Origin of the sequence: Plesiocystis pacifica SIR-1 (assembly GCF_000170895.1) — a bacterium.
Taxonomy (GTDB): Bacteria; Myxococcota_A; Polyangia; order Nannocystales; family Nannocystaceae; genus Plesiocystis; species Plesiocystis pacifica.
The window spans coordinates 17784-42278 of record NZ_ABCS01000020.1 but is presented as its reverse complement, the minus strand read 5'-3'; the positions used below and the strand labels follow the sequence as shown (position 1 = coordinate 42278).

Here is a 24495-nt window from a genome sequence, read left to right as displayed (position 1 = left end):
CGAGAGAGAGCCCGCCATGTTCGAGTGCCACGGCTGCCGCCGCTACATCCGAGAGTCCGAGTCCACCTGCCCCTTTTGCGGCGCGACGCCGCGGGCCGAGTTCGCCCCCACGCCGTCCGCGAGCGCCTGCGGTCGGGCCATCTTGGCCCTCGCCTTCGGCCTGAGCCTGAGCGCCTGCGTCGAGAACCACAGCGACGGCGAGAGCTCCTCCGACACGGGCGACACGACCACGGACAACACCACCAACACGACCACGGACAACACCACCGAGTCCGACTCCTCGGACGACAGCTGGGAGCAGAGCGCCGACGCCTACACCGTCGGCGGCGAGGTCACGGGCGAGGAGTGGGACACCGAGGAGAGCGACCTGACCGACGACACCGCGGGGGATACGGACACTGCGGGGGATACGGATACCGCGGGCGACACGGACACCGGCTCCGAGACCGATACCGGCTCCGAAACGGACACCGACACGGGCTCCGAGACCGACACTGGCGGCACGAGCACCAGCACCTCTGGGTGAGGCCCTGCTCGTCCGCCGCCAGAACTACTGAGCACGGCGACGACGCAGGCCCAAGCCCAGCAGCGCGAACAAGCCGAACCATGGGGGTGTCGACGTGTCGGCGCTGCGGCAGTTGCAGCCGTCGTCGGAGACCGGCGGCGCGCCCCCGGTCGTGCCCTCGCCCGAGTCTTCGTCGTCCTCCGTCGAGCTCACTTCGTCGCCCGAAGACTCGCCGCCCGTCGACGAGCCTGAGCTCTCCTCTTCGCCCGAGCTCTCTTCCTCGCTCGTGCTCTCCTCCGCCGAGCTCGCTTCTTCGCTCGAACTCTCTTCTTCGCTCGAACTCTCTTCTTCGCTCGAACTCTCCTCTTCGCTCGAACTCTCTTCTTCGCTCGAACTCTCCTCTTCGCTCGAACTCTCCTCTTCGCTCGAACTCTCCTCTTCGCTCGAACTCTCCTCTTCGCTCGAACTCTCCTCTTCGCTCGAACTCTCCTCTTCGCTCGAACTCTCCTCTTCGCTCGAACTCTCCTCTTCGCTCGAACTCTCCTCTTCGCTCGAACTCTCCTCGCTCGTGCTCTCCTCCCCGCCCCCCTCGAGCGCTGCCTCCATCGCCAAATCGCAACGCAGCCGCGGCCGCAGCCCAAAGTTGCCCGTATCCACGAACACCTCGGAGGTCTCGATCGCCAGCTCGATCTCCTCGGCGCTGGCTTCGGGCACCTCCGCGCGGATCAGAGCCACACACGCCGCCACCTGCGGCGCGGCCATGGAGGTCCCGTGCCAGGTGTCCGTCCCCCCGCCCAAAAAAGACGAGGTGATCGCCGAGCCTGGCGCGAACAGGTCGAGCTCGGAGCTGATGTTCCCGTAGCAAGCGCGCAGGTCGACGCCCGTGACCAGGTCCTGGCAGCCAAAGATCGACAGCGGGCCGATGTCGGCGTCGTAGCTCGACGCGACGGCGATGGACTCGGACAGGCAAGCCGGCACCTCCATGGTCGTGGGCTGGGACTGGTTGCCCGTCGAGGCCACGACCAGGACGTCGTTGGCCCGCGCCGTCGTCACGGCGGTCTCGAAGGCCTCGACCCACGCGGTCCCGACCTCGCCGCAGTCGCCGGCGAAGGTCGCGTTGGTGCCCAGGCTCGCGTTGACCACGGCGACCTCGGGGTGGTTGGCGAGGATCCAGTCGAGGCCCGCGATCACGTCGGAGGCGGCCTGGAAGTTGCCGTTGGCGTCGGTGACCTTGACCTCGACGAGCTCGGCCTCGGGGGCGCCCCCGAGCGCGCTCACCTGCCCGCCGCTCGCCAGGATTCCGCTGACGTGGGTGCCGTGGCCGTTGTCGTCCTCGGCCGCGCCGAGTCCCTCCTGGACGCTGCCCCCGCCCGGACAGCAGCCCGGACAAAAGCAGGCCTCGTCGACGAGCCGGCCCGCGAAGTCCGGGTGGTCGCTGTCGAGGCCGCTGTCGAGGACGGCGATACGCGTCCCGGCGCCGAGGTGCCCGTCGAGCTGGAGCTGCCCGAGGCCGACGAGGGGGATGGACTCGCTCAGGCTGCTGTGGCCCGGCGGATCCAGGGAGATGGCCGCGACCCGCGGGTCCTCGGCCAGCGCCAGCAAGCCCGCGCGGTCGAGGGTCAGCGAGACCGCCTCGACAAAGGTAAAGCGCCGCTCGAGCGTCGCGCTGGCAGGCAGCGAGGCGAGCACGGCGTCGACGGCCTCGGCGATGCGGGCCGCGCTGCGCTCGCCCTCGAGCCCGGTGACCTGCCGCTGCCCCGCGGGCGCGAGCCCGGGGACCTCGAGCATCACCAGCACCCGCACTCGCTCGGCCTCGGCGAAGGCGGGCTCGATGGCAGGATCGATCTGCGCCGCTCGCAGCTGCGCGTCGTCGAGCTCGACCGCGGGGCCGCAAGCCCCCACGAAGGACAACCCAAGGACAACCAGGCCTGCTCTCGCGCGCGCCATCATCGACGCGGATGCTACATCGCTCGGCCCGTCACGAGGCCGTGCCAGCTGGCACTCGCAGGCCGCTCAGCCAGGTCGAGGCTAGCCCCAGCGACCGCGCAGGTAGGCGCGGTCCGGAGTCCGCAGCGCGTCGGTCAGCGCCACGCCCAGGGGCTGGACGCCCAGGAAAAAGCCCAGGCAGGCCGCGCCGCCGAGCATCGACACCCACCCAAAGGCGGGCGGGACCAGAGCCAGCGCCGTACACCCCGCGGCGACGGCGAGCTCGGCGAACACGAACAGCAGCGCGGCCCGGCGCTTGGTCCGGAGCCAGCCGAGGGGTTCGAGGGCCGAGACGATCGCCGGCTCCTGCCCGCGCGCCGGCAGGTAGTAGACCGTCGAGCCGACCGCGCCCACGTCGACGGCTACGGTGCGCCGCCAGCCCTTGGCGCGCTTGGCCTGGGGCAGCACGGACTCGAGCTGGGCCGCGCTCTCGGGGGCCGCCGCCCGCTCGCGCGCGTCGAGCTCGGGCCAGACCTCGGCGCCCTCCAGCGCGAGGCTGTGACGCTCGCCGCCGACCTCGAGGACCCCCGCCCAGCCCACGCTGCGGTGGGCTCGATCGGCGAAGTGGACCACGCCGTCGCCCTTGGTCCGGCCGACCTGGTCGACCTCGGCCCGGGCGAGCACGCCTTCAGGCCCGGCGGCCTCGACCACCGTCCCGACCACGGCCTCCCGCGCCCGCGCCAGGCGGCTGGCGAGGCCCCGGCGGTCGAGCAGCGCCGCGTAGGCGATGAGCAGGGTGTGGATCCACAAAAAGCCCAGGGCGATGGCCGCGAAGACCTCGAGCCCCTGCGTGTCGGCGCCCCACATGCTCAGCTCGCCTCGGCCACGGCGGCCGCGTCTGCCTCGGCCCGACGCACGGCCCGGGACGCGAGCTCCGGGAGCTGTGCCGCCGCATCGCCCGCGGCCCCGAACACGAACTTCGCCGGGCGCCGCAAATTCAGCAGGTAGGTCCGCAGCAGGTAGGCGACCATGCTCGGCTCGTCGAGGCGCGGATCCATGCGCGGGACGACCTCCCGGGAGTGGGCGTCGGCGAGCTCGGACCAGTGCATGCCTGCGCGGTTGTGATGAATCGTGTGGTAGCCGTTGTTGCACATGATCCAGTTGAAGCCGCGGCCCACGAAGTTGCGGGAGTGGTTCCACTCCGAGGCCGTGTCGGCCCGGTCGTGCTGGATCAGGTTGATGCGCAGGATGCAGCGCGCCCCGTAGAGCTGGGGCAGGACCACGAAGAACAAGGTCCCCCAGAAGTCGAAGGCCATCAGCGCGCCGGTCAGCCCAAAGGCAAACACCGACTCGAGCCGATACTGGCGCACGAAGGTCGGGTGGCGGCTCCACGCGGCCCAGCGCTGGACCCCGGCGAAGGTCCGCGGCCCCGCGACGTTGGGGAAGTGCAGCAAATTGAGCAGGTTCCAGCCAAAGCCCACGTGCGCCGGCGAGGCCCAGTCGAGGTCGCCGTCGTCGTCGAAGTGGTGGTGGACCAGGTTGTGCGAGGGGATGTTGGCCGAGGCCGGGTAGAGGGCGCCGAAGCTCAGCACCGCCCGCCAGACCAGGTTGAGGCGCTTGCTGTGGAAGATGCCCTGGTGGAGGTGATTGTGGATCACCACCGAGTTGAGGAAGCTGAAGTAGCAAGCGGCGGCGAGCACCAGCAGGTTGCGGGCCGCGGGCACGAACACCGGCGTCAGCAGCAGGCTCCAGTACACCGCCACGATGCCGATCTGCCGCCACTCGGCGCGGCGCCGGACCAGACGCGGGGCAGCGGCGCTACCCGCGGAAGAGGTGGCCGTGGCCATGCAAGGCTGATTAGCATCGGGCCCGCGGGAGGTCCACGGGGGGAGTCGACGCCCCCAAAACGGTGTGATATCCCCGCCGATAGCCGTGTCTGGACTCGCCGCAGCTCTGACCGCCCAGCCCTCCGTGCGCTTTCGCCATCGCCGAGCCTTCTACGTGCTCTACGACGGCACCTACCTGGTGTTGTTCTCGGCGATCCTCGCCACCATGCTCGCCCTCGGCTGGCAGGGGCTCACGCCGACCTGGGCCGAGTTCAACTGGTGGTGGCTGCTGGCCCTCCCGCTGGTCACGCACCTGCACATCCTGGCCAGCGTGTTCATCCACAACTGCTCCCACGGCAACTTCCCCAAGGCGATCAACCGCCTGGTCGGCGAGCTGTGCGGGATCATCGTGCTGACCCGCTACGCGAGCTGGGAGATCATCCACCGTCGCCACCACAAGTACAGCGACGACCTGGACAAGGACCCCCACCCGCTGACCAAGGAGACGGCGGGCTACTGGAAGTTCACCTGGCACACGATCACCAACGTCGAGCGCCAGCTGCAGATGCAGTTCTTCGACCTCTACGGCGACACCGAGGAGAACCGCAGCTTCGAAAAGCGCCGCGCGTTCACCAGCTACGCGACCAACATCGTGCTGATCGCCTGCTGGTACGTCTTCCTGGGCCCCGTCGGCTTCTTCCTGTTCTTCCTGCCCGCCTCGGTGATTGGCTTCCTGCACATCAATCACTTCAACTGGTGCACCCACAACGCGCACAAGCCGGAGGAGGGCTACTTCCCGGTCAACCTCGACCACGGCTACTACTGGGTGGGCAACCGGATCTGGTTCGGCATCTACTACCACGGCTACCACCACAAGCAGGCCAACCTGTTCAACCCGATGCGCTACGAGGCCTTCCAAAAGGCCAAGGCCGAGCGCCTCGCGGCGCGCAAGGCCGCCGGTCCGCGGGCCTGATCGAAGCGGCTCGGGGCTCGCCCTTGGTGAAAGCCTCCGGGTGCGCGATGATTGTCATCGAATGACGATCCTCGCCCGCTCTACACCCCTGCTGGCCACGCTCCCGCTCTTTACCGAGGCCTGCGACCCCGCCGAGGCGGGCTCGGACACCGCCGCCGACGAGGCGAGCGACGCGGGGCCGGTGGACTCCGACGGCGACGGGCTGAGCGACGCGCGAGAGGCCGAGCTCGGCACCGACCCCACGGCCGTCGACACCGACGAGGACGGCTACTGGGACAGCTGGGAGGTCACCGAGGGCACCGACCCCCTCGACTACGACGACCGCATCTACGCCGGCTTTTGGCCCTACAACCCCAACAAGGACGCCCTCGAGCAGGGCACCTGGGACCAGGCCACGAAGATCACCGGCTCCCTGCTGCCCCGCGCGACTTACCTCGACCAGTACGGCGAGCTCGTCGACACCTACGACTTCAGCGAGTTCACCGGCACGCCCTCGGGCAACCCGGCCTCGGTGGTCATCGACGTCTCGGCGCAGTGGTGCGGCCCCTGCCACGCCATGGCTGACTGGCTCGCGGGCGTCGAGGGCCCCGCGAACGACTTCTACGAGCAGCAGTACCCCTCGGTCGTCCAAAAGATCAACGAGAGGCGCGTGCTGTTCGTGACCGTCGTCGGCGAAGACATCGACGGCAACGCCCCGAGCCTCGCCGATGTCCAGAGCTGGCACGAGCAGCACCCCAGCGAGGTCATCCCCGCACTCGCCGACGAGGCCGTGCAGTTCATGCCGATCTACGCCCCCGGGGCCGTCCCCCAGCTCTTCGTGCTCAGCCCCGAGATGGTCCTGGAGTACTGGCAGAGCAGCAGCGCGAACGCGCCGACCGTGCTCCAGCTCATCGAAGAGAACCTGTGAGCGCGCAGCCCAGCGCCTCAGGGCGCGAGGTCGACTCGAACAGGCGCGGCAGCTGAAACAACCGCGAGCCCAGCGCACTAGGATGCTGCATGGCCACGACCTGGATCGTCCTGATCGCCTTCGTCCTCGCCTTCGCGCTGCTGTCCCGCAAGCTCGACGGCTTCGGCGTCTCGGCTCCCATGGTGTTCGTGGCCTTCGGCGCCCTGGTCGGCCCCCACGCCCTCGGCCTGCCCATGGCCGAAGGCGCCACCGATGAGGCCACCAGCGCCCTCGCCCACGGCGTCGTCGACGTGCTCGCCGAGCTGACCTTGATGCTGGTGCTGTTCGGCGACGCCTCGCGCATCGACCTCCAGGCCCTGCGCCGCGAGTCCGGCCTGCCCGGCCGGATGCTGGCGATCGGCATGCCCCTGACCATCGCCCTGGGTGCTGTGGCCGCAAAGCTCCTGTTCCCGAGCTTGAGCGTGTGGGAGGCCGCGCTGCTCGCCGCCGTGCTCGCGCCCACGGACGCGGCGCTGGGCCAGGCGGTGGTCAGCAGCGAAGAAGTGCCGCCCGCGATCCGCCAGAGCCTCAACGTCGAGAGCGGGCTCAACGACGGCGTCGCGCTCCCGGTGGTGATGGTGTTCGCGGCCCTGGCCAGCGGGGGCGAGGGCGAGGCCGCCCAAGCAGCCGGCGAGGGCACCAAGTGGGTGGTGTTCTGGCTGATGCAGGTCGGCCTCGGCCCCGTCGCGGGCATCCTCGTCGCCCTCGTCGGCGGTTACCTGGCCGAGCGCGCGTGCGCGAGCGGGGCCATGGGCGAGACCTTCGAGCGCATCGCCGGGCTCAGCCTCGCGCCCCTGGCCTACTTCGCCGCCGAGGCCATCGGCGGCAACGGCTTCATCGCCGCCTTCGTCGCGGGCCTGGTCCTCGGCAACACGGCCCGGGGCTTCGCCGGCTCGGTCCACGCCTTCCTCGAGACCGAGGGCCAGCTGCTGATGATCGCCGTGTTCGCCCTCGTCGGCGCGCTGTGGGCCGTCGACGTGGTCGCGGGCGCCAGCGCGACGGCGTGGGTCTACGCCGGGCTCAGCCTGACCGCGATCCGCATGGTCCCCGTCGCCCTGTCCATGGTCGGCAAGGGCGTGCGCTGGCCGACCGTGGCCTTCCTCGGCTGGTTCGGCCCGCGCGGGCTGGCCACCGTGCTGTTCGGGCTGATCATCATCGAGCGCGAGGCCATCGCCCACCGCGAGCAGCTGTTCGCCGTCGCCATGCTCACCGTGCTGCTCAGCGTGTTCGCCCACGGCCTCAGCGCGCGGCCGGGGGCGCGGCGCTACGGCCAGTGGGCGAAGGCGGCGGGGCTGCGCGCGGACGCGAGCGAGATGGCCGAGGTGATGGAGCACCCGACCCGCCACGACCCCGAGCGACCCTCGAAGCTCGCCCGAGCCCTCGGGGTTAGGGGCGCGCGCGAGGGCTGAAGTCGGCCCTCAAAGTCCCTGGCAACGCAGACACCAGTGGAGGCTTTCAGGTTTTCTCGGCACGCGGGGATTTGTCTCGCCGACCTGAAAGGCGGCCACCCAGCCGCGGTTTGCGAGCCATGGCTGGCTCCCCTCTCCCCCTCTCCCGTCTCTCGCGGCTGACGGCGCTGTCCGCCGCCGCCCTGCTCGCCCTGCCCCTCGCGGCCTGCCACGGCCCGGCGACCTCGACGGCTCCGGTCGCGACCTCCAAGCTCGAGACCCAGTCCTCCGCGCCAGCCGAGCGCAAAGCCAAGTCCAAGTCCAAGCCGACGGTCGAGTTCGTCGCCCAGTCCCAGTCGGGCTCCCCGCTGTTCGCCGCGACGGGCGAGGGCGAGCTCCGGGCGTTCACCGACCCGGGCGAGATGCCCAGCCTGATCGTGCCCAGCGTCGACGACAGCAAGGGTGGCCCCGCGGCCCTGGTCCTCGAGCACACCGACGTCGACGCCCACGTCCACGGCCACGTCGCCCAGGTCAAGCTCCGCCAGCGCTTCCACAACAGCTTCAAACAGCCCATCGAGGTCCGCTACGTGTTCCCGCTCCCGGAGAACGCGGCCGTCGACGACATGCGGATGATCATCGGCGAGCGCACCATCGAGTCCGAGGTCGAGACCAAGGCCAAGGCCGTCGAGCGCTTCGCCGACGCCCGCGAGGCCGGGCACACCGCGGCCTTGCTCGAGCAAGAGCGGCCCAACGTGTTCACCCAATCCGTCACCAACGTCGCGCCCGGGGAGAGCGTCGAGGTCGAGGTCCAGTACGTCCAGACCCTGACCCAAGACGGGGGCAACTACGAGTTCGTATTCCCCATGGTCGTCGGGCCGCGCTTTTCCCCGCCGGGGACCAGCGCCGAGGCCCACGCGGCCGTGTCCCCGCCGATCGTCGGCGAGGGCACGCGCACGGGCCACGACGTGTCGCTGTCGATGACCGTCGCCGCCGGCGGCAAGGTCCAGCGCTGGGACTCGCCCACGCACACCGTGGTCGGCAGCGAGACCAGCGACGGCTTCGCCCTGCGCCTGGCCGACCAAAAGACCCTCCCCAACCGCGACTTCGTGGTCCGCTGGCAGAGCACCGCCGCCCAGGCCAAGGCCACGGCTTACTTCGGCCCGCAGCTGAGCCAGTCGGTGGCCGGCGCCCAGCCCGGGCACTTCACCCTCGTCGTCGAGCCCCCGCAGAGCGACCTCGACAGCCTCGTCGGCCAGCGCGAGATGATCTTCGTCATCGATCGCTCGGGCTCGATGAGCGGCGTGCCCCTGGCCCTGGCCAAGCAGACCCTGCGCGAGGCCCTGTCCCACCTGCGCCCCGTCGACACCTTCAACGTCATCTCCTTCGAGAGCAGCACCGCCATGCTCTACGAGGCCGCGGTCCCGGCCAACGAGCAGAACCTGGTCCACGCCGAGCGCTTCATCGACGGGCTCCAGGCCGGCGGCGGGACGATGATGTCGGGGGCCGTGGACGCGGCGCTGTCCCCCGAGATCGGCCTGGGCCGGCACCGCTACGTATTCTTCGTGACCGACGGCTTCATCTCCAACGAGGACGAGATCGCCCGCCAGGCTTCGGCGCTGGTCCGCGCCGCCGACAAAGCCGGACAGCGCGCCCGGGTGTTCGGCATGGGCATCGGCTCGTCCCCCAACCGCGAGCTGCTGGCGAGCCTGTCGAAGGCCGGCAAGGGCCGCTACCTCGCCGTCGGCAACCGCGAGCACCCGCGCGAGGCCGTCGAGGCCTACACCCGCATGGTCGACAGCGCCGTGCTCACCGACATCCACATCGACTGGGACGGCCTGCCCGTCCAGGCCGTGTTCCCCAGCGCCGACACCCTCCCCGACCTCTACGCCAGCCACAGCACCGTGTGGGTCGGGCGCTACGACGACAGCCTCGACCCCGCCCAGCTCGCGCAGGCCCAGCCCGTGCTGCGGGCGACCGTGGCTGGGACCCAGACCACCGTCGAGCTGCCGATCACCGTGGCCGCGAGCCCCGAGGACGACCGCACCCTGGCCACGCTGTGGGCCCGGGAGCAGATCGGCGACCTGACGGCGCGGCACTACGACGGCGTCCTCGACCACGCCGAGCTCGAGCGCCACGTCACCGATCTGGGCCTGAGCTATCACCTGGTCACGGCCTACACCAGCTTGATCGCCGTCGACACCAGCCGGGTCGTCAGCGACGGCGACCCCGTGCGCGTCGACCAGGCCGTCGAGATGCCCGAAGACGTCTCGTACCCGGTCCAGGGCCAGGCCGTGAACATGCCCGTGGCGTCGAGCTCGAGCCGGGACTTCACGGTGCTCGTCGACGTGTCGCCCACGGCCTCCCGCGACGCGGGCGGCATGGCCAGGATGTCCATCTACGGTGAAAGCTACGCGGCGGCCATGGCCGTCAGCGCCGGCGGAGGCGGCTCGGGCTGGGACCCGGTGTTCCGGGTCCGCAGCGTCGACGCCCCCGACGGGCTCAAGGCCAAGTTCGTGCGCCGAGCCGTCCGCCGGCGCGCCGGGATGTTCGAGGCCTGCTACGACCAGTACGGCCTGCGCGGCAAGAAGTCCGTGCCCGTGCTCCTGCGCTTCGACGCTTCCGGTGCGCTGGTCGACATCGAATGGGAGGGAACCTTCGACGCCGCCGAGGGCTGCATGGAGTCCGTGCTCCACGGCGTCGACTGGTCCATCGCGCGCATCGACCGGGCCAAAGGCGACGCCGTCGAGATCCGCGTGATCCTCGACCTTCGCTAGCTCGAGCCCGCAAAGACTGCGAGTTCTCCGGTAACACGCCGCGGTACCAGTGAGCGGCGTGATCCAGGCTGCGCGTGTCCCATCGATCAGCTGACAAGAGCAGGAGGGCGTGCCACCTTCGGGCGCCCCCATGCCTTCCATAGAGCTCCAGTCCCGCCGCTTCACCACCGACCGCCTCGACACCCACGCCTTCGTCGCTGGGGACCCGCAAAAGCCCGCGCTCTTGCTGATCCACGGCAACGTGTCGAGCGCGGTGTTCTTCGATCAGGTCCAGGCCGAGCTCGCCCGGGACTACTACGTCATCGCGCCGGACATGCGCGGCTACGGCAAGAGCCAGCTCGAGGCCATCGACGCGACCCGGGGCATGGCCGACATGTCCGACGACTTCGCCGCGCTCTTGGCCCACCCCGATCTGGGCCTGGCCGCGGACGCCAAGGTCCACGTCGTCGGGTGGTCCGTGGGCGGCAACGTGGCCCTGCAGCTCGCCCTCGACCACGGCACGCGGGTGGCCTCGCTGACCCTGCTCAACCCGGGCTCGCCCAAGGGCTTCGGCGGGACCAAGGACGTGGCCGGGACGCCTTGCTATCCCGACTTTGGGGGATCGGGCGGCGGCACGGCCAACCCCGACTTCGTGGCCTTCCTCGCCGCCAAGGAGCGTGGCTCGGACGCCCCCGTGACCCCGCGCAACGTCATGGTCAACTTCTACTGGAAGCCCGGCCTGGCCCTCGAGCCCGCCCGCGAGGAGGCCTACCTCAGCGCCATGCTCGACACGACCGCCGGCGCGACCACCTACCCCGGCGACGTCGTCGACTCGCCCAACTGGCCCGGCGTCGCCCCGGGCGTCACCGGCATGAACAACGCGCTCTCGCCCAAGTACCTCGACCAGGCGGGCTTCGCCGCGCTCGGGGCCGGCGGTCCGCCGGTGCTGTGGATCCGCGGCGCCGACGACCAGATCGTCTCGGACCGCTCGATGTTCGACTTCGGCACCCTCGGCGAGCTCGGGGCCGTGCCCGGCTGGCCCGGCGCCGAGGTGTTCCCCTCGCAGCCCATGGTCGCCCAGACCCGGGCGGTGTTCGACGCCTACCAGGCCGCCGGCGGCCGCTACCGCGAGGTGGTGTTCGAGGACTGCGGCCACGGCCCGCACATCGAAAAGCAAGACGCCTTCCTGGCCGAGCTGCGGACCTTCCTGCGGGAGCAGGGCGCGTGAGCTGCTTCCCCGCCCGCCACCTCATCCTCCCCCTCGCCCTGCTGCTCCCCGCCCTCGGCTGCCCTGGTTCGGGCGGGTCGGGCGAGGACGACAGCGGCGCCGACGAGGTCGGGCCGCAGACCGAGGACGAAGACACCAGCTCCGAAGCCAGCTCGGACACCGACACCGCCGCGGACACCGACACCGCCGCGGACACCGAGGACACCGGCTCCGAGACCGGCGCGGCCTGTGACCCCGCGGCCCTGCTCGACGGCCTGAGCCTCGACCAGAGCTACACCGAGGTCGACTACGGCTGGGCCAAGGTCGAGCGCTGGGTCGACGCCAACCCCGGCTTCGAGCAAGAGGCCTTCTTCCCCGACGCCCGCTCCGAGCAAAAGGCCCAGCGCCTCGAGTTCTTCGCCTTCGACCCGACCCCGCACTCGAGCGAGCTGCTGCTCTACTACGCGCCCAACTTCGAGGCCGCCCTGGCCAGCGGGCGCACGCCCGTGGTCCTCGCCCACGGGGCCAACGACAACGCCGACCGGGCGTGGTCCGACCCCGGCGAGAGCGGCGACTTTGGCTGCGGCAAGCCCGAGTGCCCCAACGAGGGCCTGATGCAGGCCCTCGTCGCCGCGGGCTACCCCGTGGTCGCCGTGACCATGGCCCACAGCCAGGGCGACAACTACTACTGGGCCGAGCAGATCCACAACGCCATCGACATCGTCCGCGCGCAGACCTGCGAGCTCGACGAGCCCGCGGCCCAGGTCGACCTGATCGGCTGGTCCAAGGGTGCGTTCGCGGCCCGCATGTACGTGTCCGGCGTGCGCGAGGACTGGGGCCGCGCCTACGCCGACGACGTCCGCAAGCTCGTGCTCATCGGCGGGCCCAACCTCGGCTTCGACTACCTGTTCCGCTACGGCACCGCCCACAACCTCGGCGTGTGGCCGCCCAACGGCACCATCCACGCGCCCGTGGCCCACGACGCCCAGGTCGTCGGCCTGAGCACCATCGACCTGAGCGAGTACGCGGTCTACGAGACCGCCGCGGGGGACTACTTCCGCGGCCAGCGGCAGATGGTCGACATGTGGATCGACGAGTACCCGCTGACCGCCGTGGCCAACAACGGCTTCGGCGACTACGCCATCGCCGACTCCCTGGCGACCTACTGGGGCGAGGGCGACTACACCGGCCTGCTCGCCCGGGGCAAGGGCATCGAGTTCACCATCGCCCAGGGCTCGCTGGTCCAGACCATCGTCGAGGCCGGCACGCCCGCCAGCGTCGAGACCTTCCTGCTGTGCAGCGAGCTGACCTCGCCCAACAGCTACATCCCCGGCATCCCCAACGAGATCGCCGGGCCCAGCGACGGCGTGGTCTTCGTCGAGTCCTGCGCGTCGGCGGAGGGCATCGGCAAGCTCGGCCAGGTCGCCATCCTCGAGGACGTCAACCACCTCGAGCTCGGCTGGTCCGACCTGTCCGTCGAGACCATCACGGGGTGGCTGGGCCAGTGACGCCGCCCGTGCCTGACGACCAGAGCATCGGCGTGCTCGCGGCCGGGGCCTACGTGCCCGAGCGCAAGCTCAGCTCCGCCGAGATCGCCGCGGCCACGGACATCCCCGAGGCCGTGATCCGCGAAAAGTTCGGCATCCACCAAAAGCCCGTCCCCGGCCCCGACGATCACACCAACGCCATGGGCCTGTTCGCGGCCCAGGACGCGGTCGAGCGCGCGGGCATCGATCCGGCCGAGATCGATCTGGTGCTGTGCACCACCGAAGAGTGGAAAGAGCACCCGCTGTGGACCGCCGGGATTAAATTGGCCCACGACCTGGGCGCGCACCGGGCCTGGGCCATCGACGTGCAGCAGCGCTGCGGCACGACCATGGCGGCCATCGAGATCGCCCGGGCGATGATGCTGGCCTCCCCCGGCGTCGACACCGTGCTGATCGCCGGCGGCTACCGCAACTGCGACTACGTCGACTTCGCCAACCCTCGGGCGCGCTTTTTGATCAACCTCAGCGCGGGCGGGGGCGCGCTGCTGCTGCGCCGCGGGCACCCCCGCAACCGGGTCCTCGGCAGCGCGGTGATCACCGACGGCAGCTTCAGCCTCGACGTCATCGTGCCCCAGGGCGGGACCGTCGACCCGCGCTTCGACGACCCCGTGGGCACGGGCGGCCGCGCCCTCGACGTGCCCGACCCCGCGGCGATGAAGGCCCGGCTGGACAAGAAGTCCATGGCCAACTTCCTCGCCGTCGTCGACCAGGCCCTGGAGCGCTCCGTCGAAGACGGGCGACCGCTGGGCCGGGCCGACATCGACTTCCTCAACATCCTGCACATGAAGCGCTCGGCCCACCGCTACGTCCTCGGCGAGCTCGGCCTGCGCGAGACCCAGAGCTTTTACCTCGAGGACTTCGGCCACCTCGGCCAGCAAGACCAGCCCCTGGTCTGCGTCGAGGCCGAGCGCCGCGGCCTGCTCCGCGACGGCCAGCTGATGGTCATGGTCGCGGCCGGCATCGGCTACGCCTGGTCCGCCTCCGTCATCCGCTGGGGATCCACCGCCAGCGCCAGCGCCTGAATCACACGCACATGAGCACAGACAAACGAGTCGCCATCATCACCGGTGCCGCCAACGGCATCGGCCGCGCCACCGCCCTCGAATTCGCCCAGGCGGGCTACCACGTCGTCGCCTGGGACCTGGCCGAAGAGGCCGGCGCGGCCCTCATCGCCGAGATCGCCGACGCGGGCGGCAGCGCCGACTTCGCCCGGGTCGACGTCAGCGCGGCCGAGTCCGTCGAGGCCGCCGTCGCCGAGATCATCGCCGAGCACGGCCGCGTCGACGTCCTGGTCAACAACGCCGGCATCCTCCACGACGGCCAGCTGGTCAAGGTCAAGGGCGGCGAGGTCGTCAAGAAGATGGCCGAGGCGCAGTTCGACGCGGTCATCTCCGTCAACCTCAAGGGCGTGTTCCTGTGCACCCAGGCCGTCGCGCCGCACATGATCGCCGCCAAGTACGGGCGCATCCTCAACGCCTCCTCGGTCGTCGGCCTCTACGGCAACTTCGGCCAGACCAACTACGTCGCGGCCAAGTCCGGCGTCATCGGCATGACCAAGGTCTGGGCCCGCGAGCTCGGCCGCTACGGCATCACCGTCAACGCCATCGCCCCCGGCTTCATCGCCACCGAGATGGTCCAGCAGATGCCCGAGCGCGTGCTCGAGGCCATGGTCGCGCGCACCCCCGTGGGCCGCATCGGCGACCCCGTGGACATCGCCCGGGCCTACCTCTTCCTGGCCTCGGAGGAGTCGGGCTTCATCAGCGGCACGACCCTGAGCGTCGACGGCGGCATGGTCGTCGGGAGCTGAGCCATGTCCGCTGCGGCCTGGACGAGCGACTGGCTGGCCCGGCGGGCGCGGCTGTCCCCGAGCGCGCCCGCGATCCTCGACGTCAGCGCGCCGGGGACGAGCCCGGCCGAGCCCCGGGCGCTGAGCTACGCCGCGCTCGAGGCCGAGACCAACCAGGTCGCGCGCTGGCTGCGAGTCCAGGGCGTGGAGCGGGGCGATCGCGTGGCCATCCTGGCCAAGAACCGCCTCGAGTACCTCGAGCTGCTGTTCGCCTGCGCCAAGCTGGGCGCGGTGCTCCAGGCCCTCAACTGGCGCCTGACCCCCGCGGAGCTCGGGCCGCTGATCGCCGCGGCCGAGCCCGCCTTGCTGTGCTGGGACCAGACCTTCGCCGAGCTCGTCGACGCCCTGCGCCCAAGCCTACCGTCGGGGCTCCGGACCGTCGCCCTCGACGACGCCTCGACACAAACCGAGTTGCGCCTCGCCAGCTGCCGCGCGCTCGGTAGCGAGCCCCTCGAGCGCGAGGCCTTCGGCCCCGACCAGCCCTGGGTGCTCTGCTACACCGGCGGGACCACGGGCCTGCCCAAGGCCGCCGTGCTGACCCACGCGACCGTGACCTGGAACGCGGTCAACACCGTGGCCAGCTGGGGCCTCGACGCCGGCGATCTGGCCGTCCTCAACGCGCCGATGTTCCACACCGGCGGGCTCAACGTGTTCACCACGCCGCTGATCCACGCGGGCGGCTGCTCGGTGCTGTGCCGCGCCTTCGACCTCGACGAGCTCTACGCCTTGCTCGCCGCGCCCTTGCCCACGCCGACGGGTCCCCGGGGCGTGAGCTGCTTTTTTGGCGTGCCCGCGATGTTCCAGGCCATGCAGGCCGACCCCCGCTGGGCCGAGGCGCCGCTCGAGCGCCTGAAGCTCATCATCTCCGGCGGCGCCCCCTGCCCCGCCCCGGTGTTCGAGGGCTTTTGGGCCCGGGGCATCGACTTCAAGACGGGCTACGGGCTCACCGAGGCCGGACCCAACAATTTCTGGCTGCCCCCCGAGCGCGTGCGCGAAAAGCCCGGCGCCGTCGGCTGGCCGCTGATGCACGTCGACGTGCGCGTCGCCGACGAGACCGGCGAGCCCTGCCCAGCGGACGGCGTCGGCGAGCTGTGGATCCGCGGACCCCACGTGTCGCCGGGCTACTACGCCAACCCCGAGGCCACGGCGGCGAGCTTCGTCGACGGCTGGCTGCGCACCGGCGACCTGGCCGTAGCCGACGCCGAGGGCTGCGTGACCATCGTGGGCCGCAGCAAGGACATGATCATCTCCGGGGGCGAGAACATCTACCCGGCGCAGATCGAGAGCGCCATGAGCTCGCACCCGGCCGTGGCCGAGGCGGCGCTGATCGGCGTCCCGGACGAGCGCTGGGGCGAGGTCGGCCGGGCCTTCGTGGTCCTCGCGGCGGACGAGCCGAGCGCCGAGGGCTTCAGCGCCGAGGTCTTGCTGGCCTTCCTCGGCGAGCGCCTGGCTCGCTACAAGCTGCCCAAGTCCGTGGTCGTCCTCGACGCCCTGCCGCGCACGGGCGCGGGCAAGATCGACAAGCGGGCCCTCGCCCAGCTGGAGCCCGCCTCGTGACCGACGACCGCTTGCGACGTGGACGGCTGCGCTGCGCTACCGCTGGGCCGGCAGCGAGGATCCGGCGGCGCCCGTGCTGGTGTTCGTCAACGGCTGCTGACCGACCTCGACAGCTGGGCCGGGCACCTGCCGCACTTCGCCGACTACCGCTGCTTGCTGTGGGACTGCCGCGGCCAGGGCGGCTCGGACAAGCCCGTGGCCCCGAGCTACCCCGTGGCCACCCACGGCCGCGACCTGCTCGGCCTGCTCGACGCCCTCGAGCTCGCCGAGCCCCTCGCCGTGCTCGGGCTGAGCAACGGCGGCGCGGCGGCGCTGTGCCTGGCCGCGAGCGCCCCCGAGCGCGTGCACACCCTGATCCTCAGCGGCGCCTACGCCCAGGTCGACAAGCTCCTCGAGCTCAAGCTGCAGGCGTGGATCGCCGCCATGGAGGCGGGCGGCGGCGCCCTGCGCTTCGACGTGGCCACGCCCTGGGTGTGGGGTCCCGAGTTCCTCGCCCGCAACTGGGAGGCCCTGCTCGCCTACCGCGACCGCGGCCTGGTCCTCGACCTCGACGCCGCGCGCCGGCTGATCGCGGGCGCCATGGACCACGACCTGAGCGACGCGCAGCTCGGCCAGATCCGCGCCCGGACCCTGGTCAGCGTCGGCGAGCACGACCTGCTCACGCCGCCGCACCTGTCCCGGGCGATCGTCGCAGGCGTGCCGGAGGCCACCCTCGCTACGCTCCCGGGCCTCGGCCACGCCGCCGCGCTCGAGGACGTCGAGGGCTTTTGCGTGCGCTGCCGGGCCTTCCTGGGCGATAGCGGATACCCACCGTGCTGAGTATCCGTAGAAGTGCCTACACGGGGCGCTCGTCGGCTACTGCTGACGGCACTTGCGCAACAACGAGCGCAGGTATTCGTCTCGGTGAAGAGCAACGCGCCGGCCGCTGATTTCACGAATCACGACCGGGCGCCGCCAGCCACATCGGCAACGACGCTTGGTGCACGGATAAATGTCCATGACAACCTCCTTGAATGAAGAGAAGAAGTGATGGCCAAGGACACACGAGGGCAGTATAGTGGTTCCATCTCACTGGGACCGGCGTTAGCCGGCTCCACTACGGGTCCGAGTGTCCAAAGCACTCTGGCCTGTTTTTTTTGGGGTTCTGCCTGCTAGTCGTCGTCCTCCTCGTCCAAGGCCGCGAGTGCCGCAGCCGCGTTCAGCTGAGCTTCAATCCAGCTTTGCACGATCTTCGTTTCGCGCAGAGTCATCTGCACCGGACTGGTCAACGACACCAGACGGCCTCCAGGAAGCGGCAGACTCACGACATGAGTACCGTCACCGTCAATGGTGACCTCTCCACTCGGCTCTGTAGGCTCCGTCTTCGCCGCTGTACTCGAAGCGTTCTTCGTCTTCTTCCGCCGTGACTTCCGTGACTCGCGATCAGCCTCAACCTCAGCCTTCCACTGATGAAACTCCACGTCCGTGTCCGAGTGGTGGTCCTCAAACTGTTTCAACAACTTGCGGACGCGCTTCTCGTAGGTCGTGACGGTCTTGGTAGAGACGTTGTTAGCCCCCCCATAGGCCTGGAAGAGGCCCGGCAACTCTTTGCGAAACTCACTCACGGTCCAGGAGTCCGGGTTGTGCCCGTTTTCGCTAGCCTGCTCCGTCGCTGTCTTCAGCGCTTGGAGTACATTCGTCGAGTGCGTTTTTTTGAAGATGCCCACAGACCTCGCCCGTGCAACGAAGTCTCTGACGTCACCGACCTTTGCCTCCTCCGACATATCGTGAACCTACATCGGGATTCCGTCACCTTCAAGAATAACTTCTAGCATTCTTACAAGTTGTTGATTTTAAACAACTTTCCACCATGGTATCCGCGAGCATCGCCAACATATCGCATAAATCCCATCTCTGAGAGAGGTTGTCCGTACTTCGGCACCTGATTCAGATGGCCACGCCACCCTATATCCATCGTGTAGCGATGAGAGGGATAGCCTTCCACATACGGGCCTTCCTGGGCGATGCTCCTCGGCGATGGCTCAGCCACCGTCCCCCCAGCCTCAGCTCTCCCGGCGACCTCAAGTCAGCGTGATCGGCAACGCCTCCGGCCCGGACTCGCTCATGGCCCTCGCCGCCGAGTTGGGCGAGGCCTGCGTCGATCGAGGCTGGCGCATCGTGTGCGGCGGGCTCGGCGGGGTGATGCGGGCCGTCGGGGAGGGCGCCCGCCGCTCGGCCCGAGCCTCGGGCGGCGACGTCGTCGGCCTGCTCCCGACCCTCGACCCGAGCACGGCCAACCCCTTCGTCGACGTCGCCATCCCCACGGGCCTCCAGCACGGGCGAAACACCCTCGTGGTCAGCTCCGGCGACGTCGTCGTCGCCCTCGGCGGGGGCGCGGGCACGCTGTCCGAGCTCGCCCTCGCCTGGCAGATGGACAAGCCCATCGTCGCGCTCACCGGCGAGCCGGGCTGGGCGGCGACCCTCGCCGGTCAGGCCCTCGACCACCGTCGCAGCGACCGCATCCACGAAGCGGCGACGGTCGACGAGGCCGTCGACCGCGTCGCCGAGTTGCTGAAAAAATCCCCAAACGCGTGGGCAGCCTTCTCAAAAGGAGGGACTCCAAAGGACTGAGACAGACCACCCACGCGCTGAGGACTGGGACTTGGGACTCACCTTTGAAGTGCGCGCAGACGCCTTCAACGGGTGGAAGAAAGTCGTCGCCGTCGACCGCCGAGTCCAACCAGCAGGATCAACCCGGCCACCCCCGCCCAGCCCCGGGGCCCACTCGCCCCGTCGACCTCGCAGTCGCAGCCCGCCTCGGGGTCCGCGTCCGCCCCCTCCGAGCCACCGCTTTCTTCGCCGCCGCCCTCGGTGTCATCGCCGATTTCATCCTCGGCGCCGCCAGAGCCCGACGACTCGGAGCCCTCGTCCTCCGTCGACTCGGAGTCGTCCTCGGGGCTCTCCTCCCCCGGCCCGTCGGTGGTCTCGGTCTCCGTCTCGTTCTCGGTCTCCGCCTCCGTCTCCCACTCCGCGTCCAAGTCCGCGTCCAGGTCGTCGAGGCTGTCCTGGAACTCGGAGCCGTCGCCGTCGTCGTCGTCGAAGCTCGGCCCCGGGTCGGGCTCTTCGGTGGTCGGCTCGGGGTTCTCGGAGCAGTCCAAGAGCGCGCAGCAAGGGTCGAACTCGAGGGGCCCGAGGGTCTCGTAGAGGGCGTCCTCGAGCTCGACCTGGTTTTGGGCCAGGTAGGCGTCGTTGGCCCCGCCGGAGCCCCAGTCGGCCATCTGCTCGACCTGCGCGACGGCGTCGGGGAAGCCGAACAGGTCCCCGTAGCCGATCACGTAGGTGGTGATGCCCGCGTTGAACATGGCCTCGAGCTCGCTCTGGACCTGGGCGTCGCTCGAGTAGCCGCTGTACATCCCGTCGGTGATCAGGATGTTGATGTAGGGCGTGTCGGGGGCGGTGGGGTAGAGCGCGTCGTCGGTCTGCGACGCGGCCGCGTAGTCGATCTGATGCAGGCGGACGGTCTCCAGGCCCCGGTGCGTGAAGGTCCCCGAGCCCCAGCAAAAGTCCGCCGGACCCTCGCAGCGCGGCATGTGGCTGTTCGTCTGCAGGTCGAAGCCGGGCGGCCCCGCGCTGCCGTCTTGGTAGGTCCACGCGATGGTCGGGCCGCCCCAGGGGTCGTCGCAGCCCGGCTCGACGCAGCTGACTTCGGGGTCCAGCGCCCACGCGAGGTTGTCCCGCATGCACGGGCCGTAGCTGGCGAGGACCCGCTGCTCCTCCGGCGCGTCGTCGTGGCCAAAGATCGTCAGGCCGACGTGCAACATGTCCTGGGGCGCGAGCCCCTCGTCGACGTCGAACAGCGAGTCGGGTGCGGTCAGCCCCGCTCGGATCTCATCCCAGGCGGTCTCCCCCATGGTCCCGGGCACGGTCCCGCCGAAGTCGTTGAGCGTGGACGAGGAGGCGTCGAGGAGCACCATGACCCGGGGGTGCTGCCGCGAGCAGCCCGGGAGCGCGTGGTCGTGGAGGAGCTCCTGGTTCAGACCGTAGATGGCGCCGTCGAGCAGCCCGGGCGTCCCGCCGTGAAAGGCCGCCCCGGTCCCGCCCGCGAAGGCGAGGGCGTCGGCGGCCTCCTCGACCTGGGCGTCCCCGTCGATGGTGATCACGTAGGTCGGCACGTCGGCCTCGTCGAGCAGCGCCGTCGCCGTGATCGCCGGGTCCTGGTCCGCCGGCGCGAGGGCGGTGGTCCCGTCGGCGCCCGTCCACAGCCCGTCGGTGAGCACCACCGCGACGTAGGAGCGGACCTGCTCCCCGGGCAAATCGGGCACGAGCGCACGGGTCGCGGCGACCTCGGCCTGCGCCCGATCGAGGGCGCCCTTGGTCCACGTCCCGATGCCAAACTCGGGCGGGGCCGGCGTCGCCGCGAGGCTCTCGACCACGGCCTCGGCGCTGCAGTCGAGCCAGGTGTCGTCGTTGGCGTCGAGCCAGGCCACCTCGAGCTTGTGGCCGTCGACGAGGCCCGAGGGATCCAGGTCGATGGTCGTCCCGGGGACGCCGGGCTCGGGGTCGTGGCCAAAGCGCATCAGCGCCAGCTGGGTGTTGTCGCCCAGGAAGCTGCCCGGCTGCGTCGCGGCCTGGAGCGCGGCCACGGTGACCTCCCAGCGCGTGAGCTGATTCTCGACGTCCCAGATCGCGCTCATCGAGGTCGAGTAGTCGACCATCAGCAGCACCGCCGGCTTCTTGACGGCGCACGGGCTCTCCTCCCCGCAGTTTTGGCCCTCCGCCTGGGCCGGCTCCCCCGGCCCGCCCACGGCGAAGGCCAGGCCCACGCCCGTCAGCAGGCCGAGCTGCCCGATCATCCACCCTCTCCTGCGACGTCCAGTGTCTCGGTGCATGGGTCCCCCGTCTCCCCCAGTGTCACCGAGGGGGCGGAGCAGGTGGCGATTTTTCTCAGCCCGCGCCCGAGTCCGAGCCCGAGCGGGCGACCCGGCGCAGCCCCAGCGCGACCAGGCAAGACGCCACGAAGAACACCCCCGCGAGCACCAGCATGGTCCAGTGCTGGCCGCGGTGGTCGACGGACCAGCCCACCAGCGGCCCCGCGACCAAAAAGCCCGAGCGGAACACCATGCTGCGCAGCGACACGAAGCCGGCGCGATCGCTGCTGGGCACGAGCTGCTGCTCGCGGTGGCGGAACACCGGCCCTTGCAGGCCGCGCATGACCATCAGGGCGTAGTAAGCCACGAAGCCCCACCACACGTGGCTCAGGCCCAGGCCCAGATAACCCAGCACGATCAGCGCGGCGCACAGGCCCGCCGTCGCGGCCAGGGGCCAGCGACCCACCAGGCGGTGCGAGGCGAGGGCGGCGAGGGCCACGGTGAAGTTGGCGACGGCCCACATCGGGCCCAGCCACGGCTCGGGCAGGCCCGCGTCGACGGCGTAGAGCTGCACGGTCCACACCGGGATGAACGAGGCCAGGCCGAGCACCACGACGGCGACGATCAGCGCGCGCAGCTCGGTGTTCTCCCGGGCGACGTGGCGGATCATGGCGCGCACCTGGCCCAAGCTGTCGGTGAAGTCCGGGCGCTCCCGGGGCGGCTCGACCAGGCTCAGGGCCACGAGCAGGCCCACGGCCGAGGCCGCGCCCTGGGCCAGGAAGGGCCCCTGCACCCCCCACGCGAACAGCAAGCCCGCGGCCAGGGCCCCGCCGCCCTCGGCGAGCTGCCCCCAGAAGGTGTGGCGCCCGGACCAGCGCGCGAACTCGTGCTCGCGCCCCGTCGCCAGCAGCGACTCGTACATCAGCGCGCTGTCGCAGCCCGAGAGCAGCGCCATGCCCACGCCGAGCAGCAGCTCCGCCCCCGCGACCCCCCACCAGGTCGTCGAGTAGCCGTAGATCGGCCAGGCCACGGTCCACAGCGCGAAGGCCAGGACCAGGGTGCGCCGGTAGCCGATGCGATCGGCGAGGTAGCCCGAGGGGAACTCGAAGATCACCATGGCCATGCCGAACACCGCCTGGAGCAGCATGATGTCGGTGACGGTGAAGCCGACCTGGCGCTGGAGAAAGACCGACAGCACCGCCATGGGGAAGAGCGCCATCTGGGCTCCCCGGAGCACGCACAGCCGCGCGGGGTTGCGGTCCATGGCCGTGAGCCTGACAGATGGCGGGGCAAAGGCGAGGCTCTCGGCGCGGCGAGATCCCTCTTCAACTCACACTCGAGCGGGGGCACTCGAAGCGGCGCGCGAGCTGGCAATTGTGGCCCGACGCCCCGCCTGCTATGCAAACGAGCATGGCAGCGTCCACGGCCCGCGCCGAGCTCGAGGGGGCGCTGCGCCGCGACCCCGGGGACGAGCAGGCGTGGACGGTGTTCGGCGATCTGCTGTCCGCCGCGGGCGATCATCGGGGAGAGCTCATCGCCCTCGAGCAGCGCGCGCTCGCCTCGGCGCGGGACTTCGAGCGCAAGGTCCTGCGCCACCGCATCGAGGAGCTGACCCGGGCCGAGTACGCGAGCTGGCTCGGGCCCCTGGCGCAGTCCGGCGACCTCGACCCGGGCCTGGTCCGCGGCTTCGCCATGGATCCCCAGCTGCGTCGCCACCACCCCAAGACCCTCGAACAATTGCTGGCCATCGAGTCCCGCACCGGGGCGCTGCTGCGCACGCTCACGGCCGAGCGGGCGACGGGCTGCACCAAGATCGCCGCCTTGCTGCGCGAGCGCGGGCTCGCCGATCTCCACAGCCTGAGCCTCCCCGACCCGGCCTTCGAGCGCGTCGCTCCCCTCGCCAAGCTCGACGGGCTGCGCCGCCTCGAGCTCGCCCGCGCCGCCCCCGTCGATCTGGCCAGCCTCGGCCAGCTCGACCAGCTCGACACCCTCGTGCTCCCCAGCCTGCGCGCCGACCTCGAGCCCTTCGCCGATCACGGTGCCTTCGCCGCCCTGCGCCGCCTCGATCTCTCCTTCCACGCCTCGCCCCGCCTGGCCCTCGGGCGCGCGTCGGGTCGAGGCGCGCGCGGAGACGAGCACGCCCTCGCCCCCCTCGCCGGCCGCGAGCAGCTCCTCGAGCTCGACCTGGGCCACGCCGGCTGGACCGAGCTCGCCCCCCTCGCCGAGCTCCGCAGCCTCGAGCGCCTGGTCCTCGCGAGCACCGACGTGTTCGATCTTCGCCCGCTCATGAGCCTCACCGCCCTGCGCGAGCTCGACCTGCGCGGCGCTCGAGCGCTCGCCGATCTGAGCCCGCTGACGGGCCACGCCGCCCTCGAGAGCCTGCGCCTGGCCTACACCCGGGTCCGCGACCTTCGGCCCTTGCGGGTGCTGCCTCGGCTCAAGATGCTCGACATCGAGGCGACGCCGGTGGCGTCCATCGATGATCTCATGGCCATGCCCGCCCTCGAGCGCGTGATCATCAGCGGCTCGGCGATCACCAACATCGACCCCCTGCTCGAGCGCGGCGTCCAGGTGATCGGCCGTCCCCCGGTGGTCACACCGAGCTGGCGCGAGTTGGCCAATTCGCTGATTCGCGGCGACGGCTGATCGACCCATCGCCCACGGCCCGCACCATTCGCCAATGGCGGATCGGTCATGAGCGTGCGCTCAGGCGCGCCCAGGGCAATCGAGCGTTTGCCGGCGCCCTCCCTGCCGGCTATGGTCGGGCCTCCCCTCACTGCAATCACGCAACCGAAAGAATCCGATATGAAGACCGCCACCAAGCTGTTCGCCGCGACCTGCCTCATCTCCCTCGTCTCCCTGACCACCGGCTGCGGCCCCTCCCCCGACAAGCTCTGCGACCACATGATCGAGCTGACCAAGAAGGACCTCGGTGAGGAAGCCGCCAAGGCCATGGACAAGGCCGAGTGCGTCAAGTCGGCCGAGCGTCAAAAGGAGATGCAGGGCATGATCAAGTTCAACGAAGAGGCCAAGTGCGCCATGAAGGCCGAGTCCCTCGAGGACCTCGCGGCCTGCGACGGGAAGAAGGAGTAATCCTCCTCTCGTCCCCAACGCTCGAAGAGCGACGCGAGCCGGCTTCACCCCGGCGGCGTCGCTCTTCGGCTTTTTTACGGC

General features: G+C 70.4%; 20 protein-coding genes. 14 read left to right on the top strand and 6 right to left on the bottom strand.

Going from position 1 to position 24495, the window contains the following annotated elements:
• Nucleotides 1-16 precede the first annotated feature (16 nt).
• Nucleotides 17-526, top strand: coding sequence for a hypothetical protein (locus PPSIR1_RS12695; RefSeq protein WP_006971471.1), 510 nt, complete (start codon nucleotides 17-19; stop codon nucleotides 524-526).
• Between the two features lie 24 nt (nucleotides 527-550).
• On the opposite strand, the gene PPSIR1_RS12690 is transcribed toward PPSIR1_RS12695, so the two are convergent.
• The 3 genes from PPSIR1_RS12690 to PPSIR1_RS12680 all read right to left on the bottom strand — a co-directional run bounded on the left by PPSIR1_RS12690 (nucleotide 551) and on the right by PPSIR1_RS12680 (nucleotide 4278).
• Entirely contained in the window at nucleotides 551-2455 is a 1905-nt protein-coding gene (locus tag PPSIR1_RS12690; protein ID WP_086001276.1) for a S8 family peptidase, read from the bottom strand.
• 78 nt (nucleotides 2456-2533) lie between these two features.
• A complete protein-coding gene (locus tag PPSIR1_RS12685; RefSeq protein WP_006971469.1) occupies nucleotides 2534-3298 on the bottom strand; it encodes a hypothetical protein in 765 nt (254 codons plus the stop codon).
• A 2-nt stretch (nucleotides 3299-3300) separates the two neighbouring features.
• Nucleotides 3301-4278, bottom strand: a complete 978-nt coding sequence (locus PPSIR1_RS12680; RefSeq protein ID WP_006971468.1) for a fatty acid desaturase — start codon at nucleotides 4276-4278, stop codon at nucleotides 3301-3303.
• Between the two features lie 85 nt (nucleotides 4279-4363).
• Between PPSIR1_RS12680 and PPSIR1_RS12675 the strand changes: the two genes are divergently transcribed.
• The 10 genes from PPSIR1_RS12675 (at nucleotide 4364) to PPSIR1_RS12630 (ending at nucleotide 17293) form a co-directional block, all read left to right on the top strand.
• Nucleotides 4364-5230, top strand: a complete 867-nt coding sequence (locus tag PPSIR1_RS12675; protein WP_157595490.1) for a fatty acid desaturase family protein — start codon at nucleotides 4364-4366, stop codon at nucleotides 5228-5230.
• A 61-nt stretch (nucleotides 5231-5291) separates the two neighbouring features.
• Entirely contained in the window at nucleotides 5292-6137 is an 846-nt protein-coding gene (locus PPSIR1_RS51065; RefSeq protein ID WP_006971466.1) for a TlpA family protein disulfide reductase, read from the top strand.
• Between the two features lie 89 nt (nucleotides 6138-6226).
• Nucleotides 6227-7585 carry a cation:proton antiporter gene (locus PPSIR1_RS12665; RefSeq protein ID WP_006971465.1) on the top strand — a complete coding sequence of 453 codons (1359 nt, stop codon included), beginning with the start codon at nucleotides 6227-6229 and terminating at the stop codon, nucleotides 7583-7585.
• Between the two features lie 119 nt (nucleotides 7586-7704).
• On the top strand, nucleotides 7705-10338 hold the full coding sequence (locus tag PPSIR1_RS12660) for a VIT domain-containing protein (RefSeq protein ID WP_006971464.1): 2634 nt from the start codon (nucleotides 7705-7707) through the stop codon (nucleotides 10336-10338).
• Nucleotides 10339-10468: 130 nt separating this feature from the next.
• Nucleotides 10469-11545: an alpha/beta fold hydrolase gene (locus PPSIR1_RS12655; RefSeq protein ID WP_006971463.1), complete on the top strand. Its 1077-nt coding sequence runs from the start codon at nucleotides 10469-10471 to the stop codon at nucleotides 11543-11545.
• Nucleotides 11542-13032 (top strand): esterase/lipase family protein, encoded by a 1491-nt coding sequence (locus PPSIR1_RS12650; protein ID WP_006971462.1) that lies wholly within the window; start codon nucleotides 11542-11544, stop codon nucleotides 13030-13032. Before PPSIR1_RS12655 ends, PPSIR1_RS12650 begins: the two co-directional genes overlap by 4 nt.
• Complete coding sequence (locus PPSIR1_RS12645; protein ID WP_198154502.1) at nucleotides 13017-14093, top strand: 3-oxoacyl-ACP synthase; 1077 nt, start codon at nucleotides 13017-13019, stop codon at nucleotides 14091-14093. The genes PPSIR1_RS12650 and PPSIR1_RS12645 overlap by 16 nt, the downstream gene beginning before the upstream one ends.
• 11 nt (nucleotides 14094-14104) lie before the next feature.
• Nucleotides 14105-14878: a 3-oxoacyl-ACP reductase FabG gene (fabG, locus tag PPSIR1_RS12640; RefSeq protein WP_006971460.1), complete on the top strand. Its 774-nt coding sequence runs from the start codon at nucleotides 14105-14107 to the stop codon at nucleotides 14876-14878.
• A gap of 3 nt (nucleotides 14879-14881) precedes the next feature.
• Entirely contained in the window at nucleotides 14882-16474 is a 1593-nt protein-coding gene (locus PPSIR1_RS12635; protein ID WP_006971459.1) for an acyl-CoA synthetase, read from the top strand.
• A gap of 18 nt (nucleotides 16475-16492) precedes the next feature.
• Nucleotides 16493-17293, top strand: a complete 801-nt coding sequence (locus PPSIR1_RS12630; RefSeq protein ID WP_086001275.1) for an alpha/beta fold hydrolase — start codon at nucleotides 16493-16495, stop codon at nucleotides 17291-17293.
• Nucleotides 17294-17625: 332 nt separating this feature from the next.
• Here PPSIR1_RS12630 and PPSIR1_RS12625 read toward each other — a convergent pair whose 3' ends face one another.
• Nucleotides 17626-18237, bottom strand: a complete 612-nt coding sequence (locus PPSIR1_RS12625; RefSeq protein WP_006971457.1) for a hypothetical protein — start codon at nucleotides 18235-18237, stop codon at nucleotides 17626-17628.
• A 307-nt stretch (nucleotides 18238-18544) separates the two neighbouring features.
• Here PPSIR1_RS12625 and PPSIR1_RS12620 point away from each other — a divergent pair, with 307 nt between their 5' ends.
• Nucleotides 18545-19084 carry a TIGR00725 family protein gene (locus PPSIR1_RS12620; RefSeq protein WP_006971456.1) on the top strand — a complete coding sequence of 180 codons (540 nt, stop codon included), beginning with the start codon at nucleotides 18545-18547 and terminating at the stop codon, nucleotides 19082-19084.
• Between the two features lie 65 nt (nucleotides 19085-19149).
• Here PPSIR1_RS12620 and PPSIR1_RS12615 read toward each other — a convergent pair whose 3' ends face one another.
• Nucleotides 19150-21306 (bottom strand): vWA domain-containing protein, encoded by a 2157-nt coding sequence (locus PPSIR1_RS12615; protein WP_006971455.1) that lies wholly within the window; start codon nucleotides 21304-21306, stop codon nucleotides 19150-19152.
• Nucleotides 21307-21397: 91 nt separating this feature from the next.
• Nucleotides 21398-22585 carry an MFS transporter gene (locus PPSIR1_RS12610; RefSeq protein ID WP_006971454.1) on the bottom strand — a complete coding sequence of 396 codons (1188 nt, stop codon included), beginning with the start codon at nucleotides 22583-22585 and terminating at the stop codon, nucleotides 21398-21400.
• 146 nt (nucleotides 22586-22731) lie between these two features.
• Between PPSIR1_RS12610 and PPSIR1_RS12605 the strand changes: the two genes are divergently transcribed.
• Complete coding sequence (locus PPSIR1_RS12605; protein ID WP_045115899.1) at nucleotides 22732-23967, top strand: leucine-rich repeat domain-containing protein; 1236 nt, start codon at nucleotides 22732-22734, stop codon at nucleotides 23965-23967.
• Between the two features lie 159 nt (nucleotides 23968-24126).
• The gene (locus PPSIR1_RS12600) at nucleotides 24127-24414 is read left to right on the top strand and encodes a hypothetical protein (RefSeq protein ID WP_006971452.1); all 288 of its coding nucleotides are present in this window, start codon (nucleotides 24127-24129) and stop codon (nucleotides 24412-24414) included.
• Nucleotides 24415-24495 lie beyond the last annotated feature (81 nt).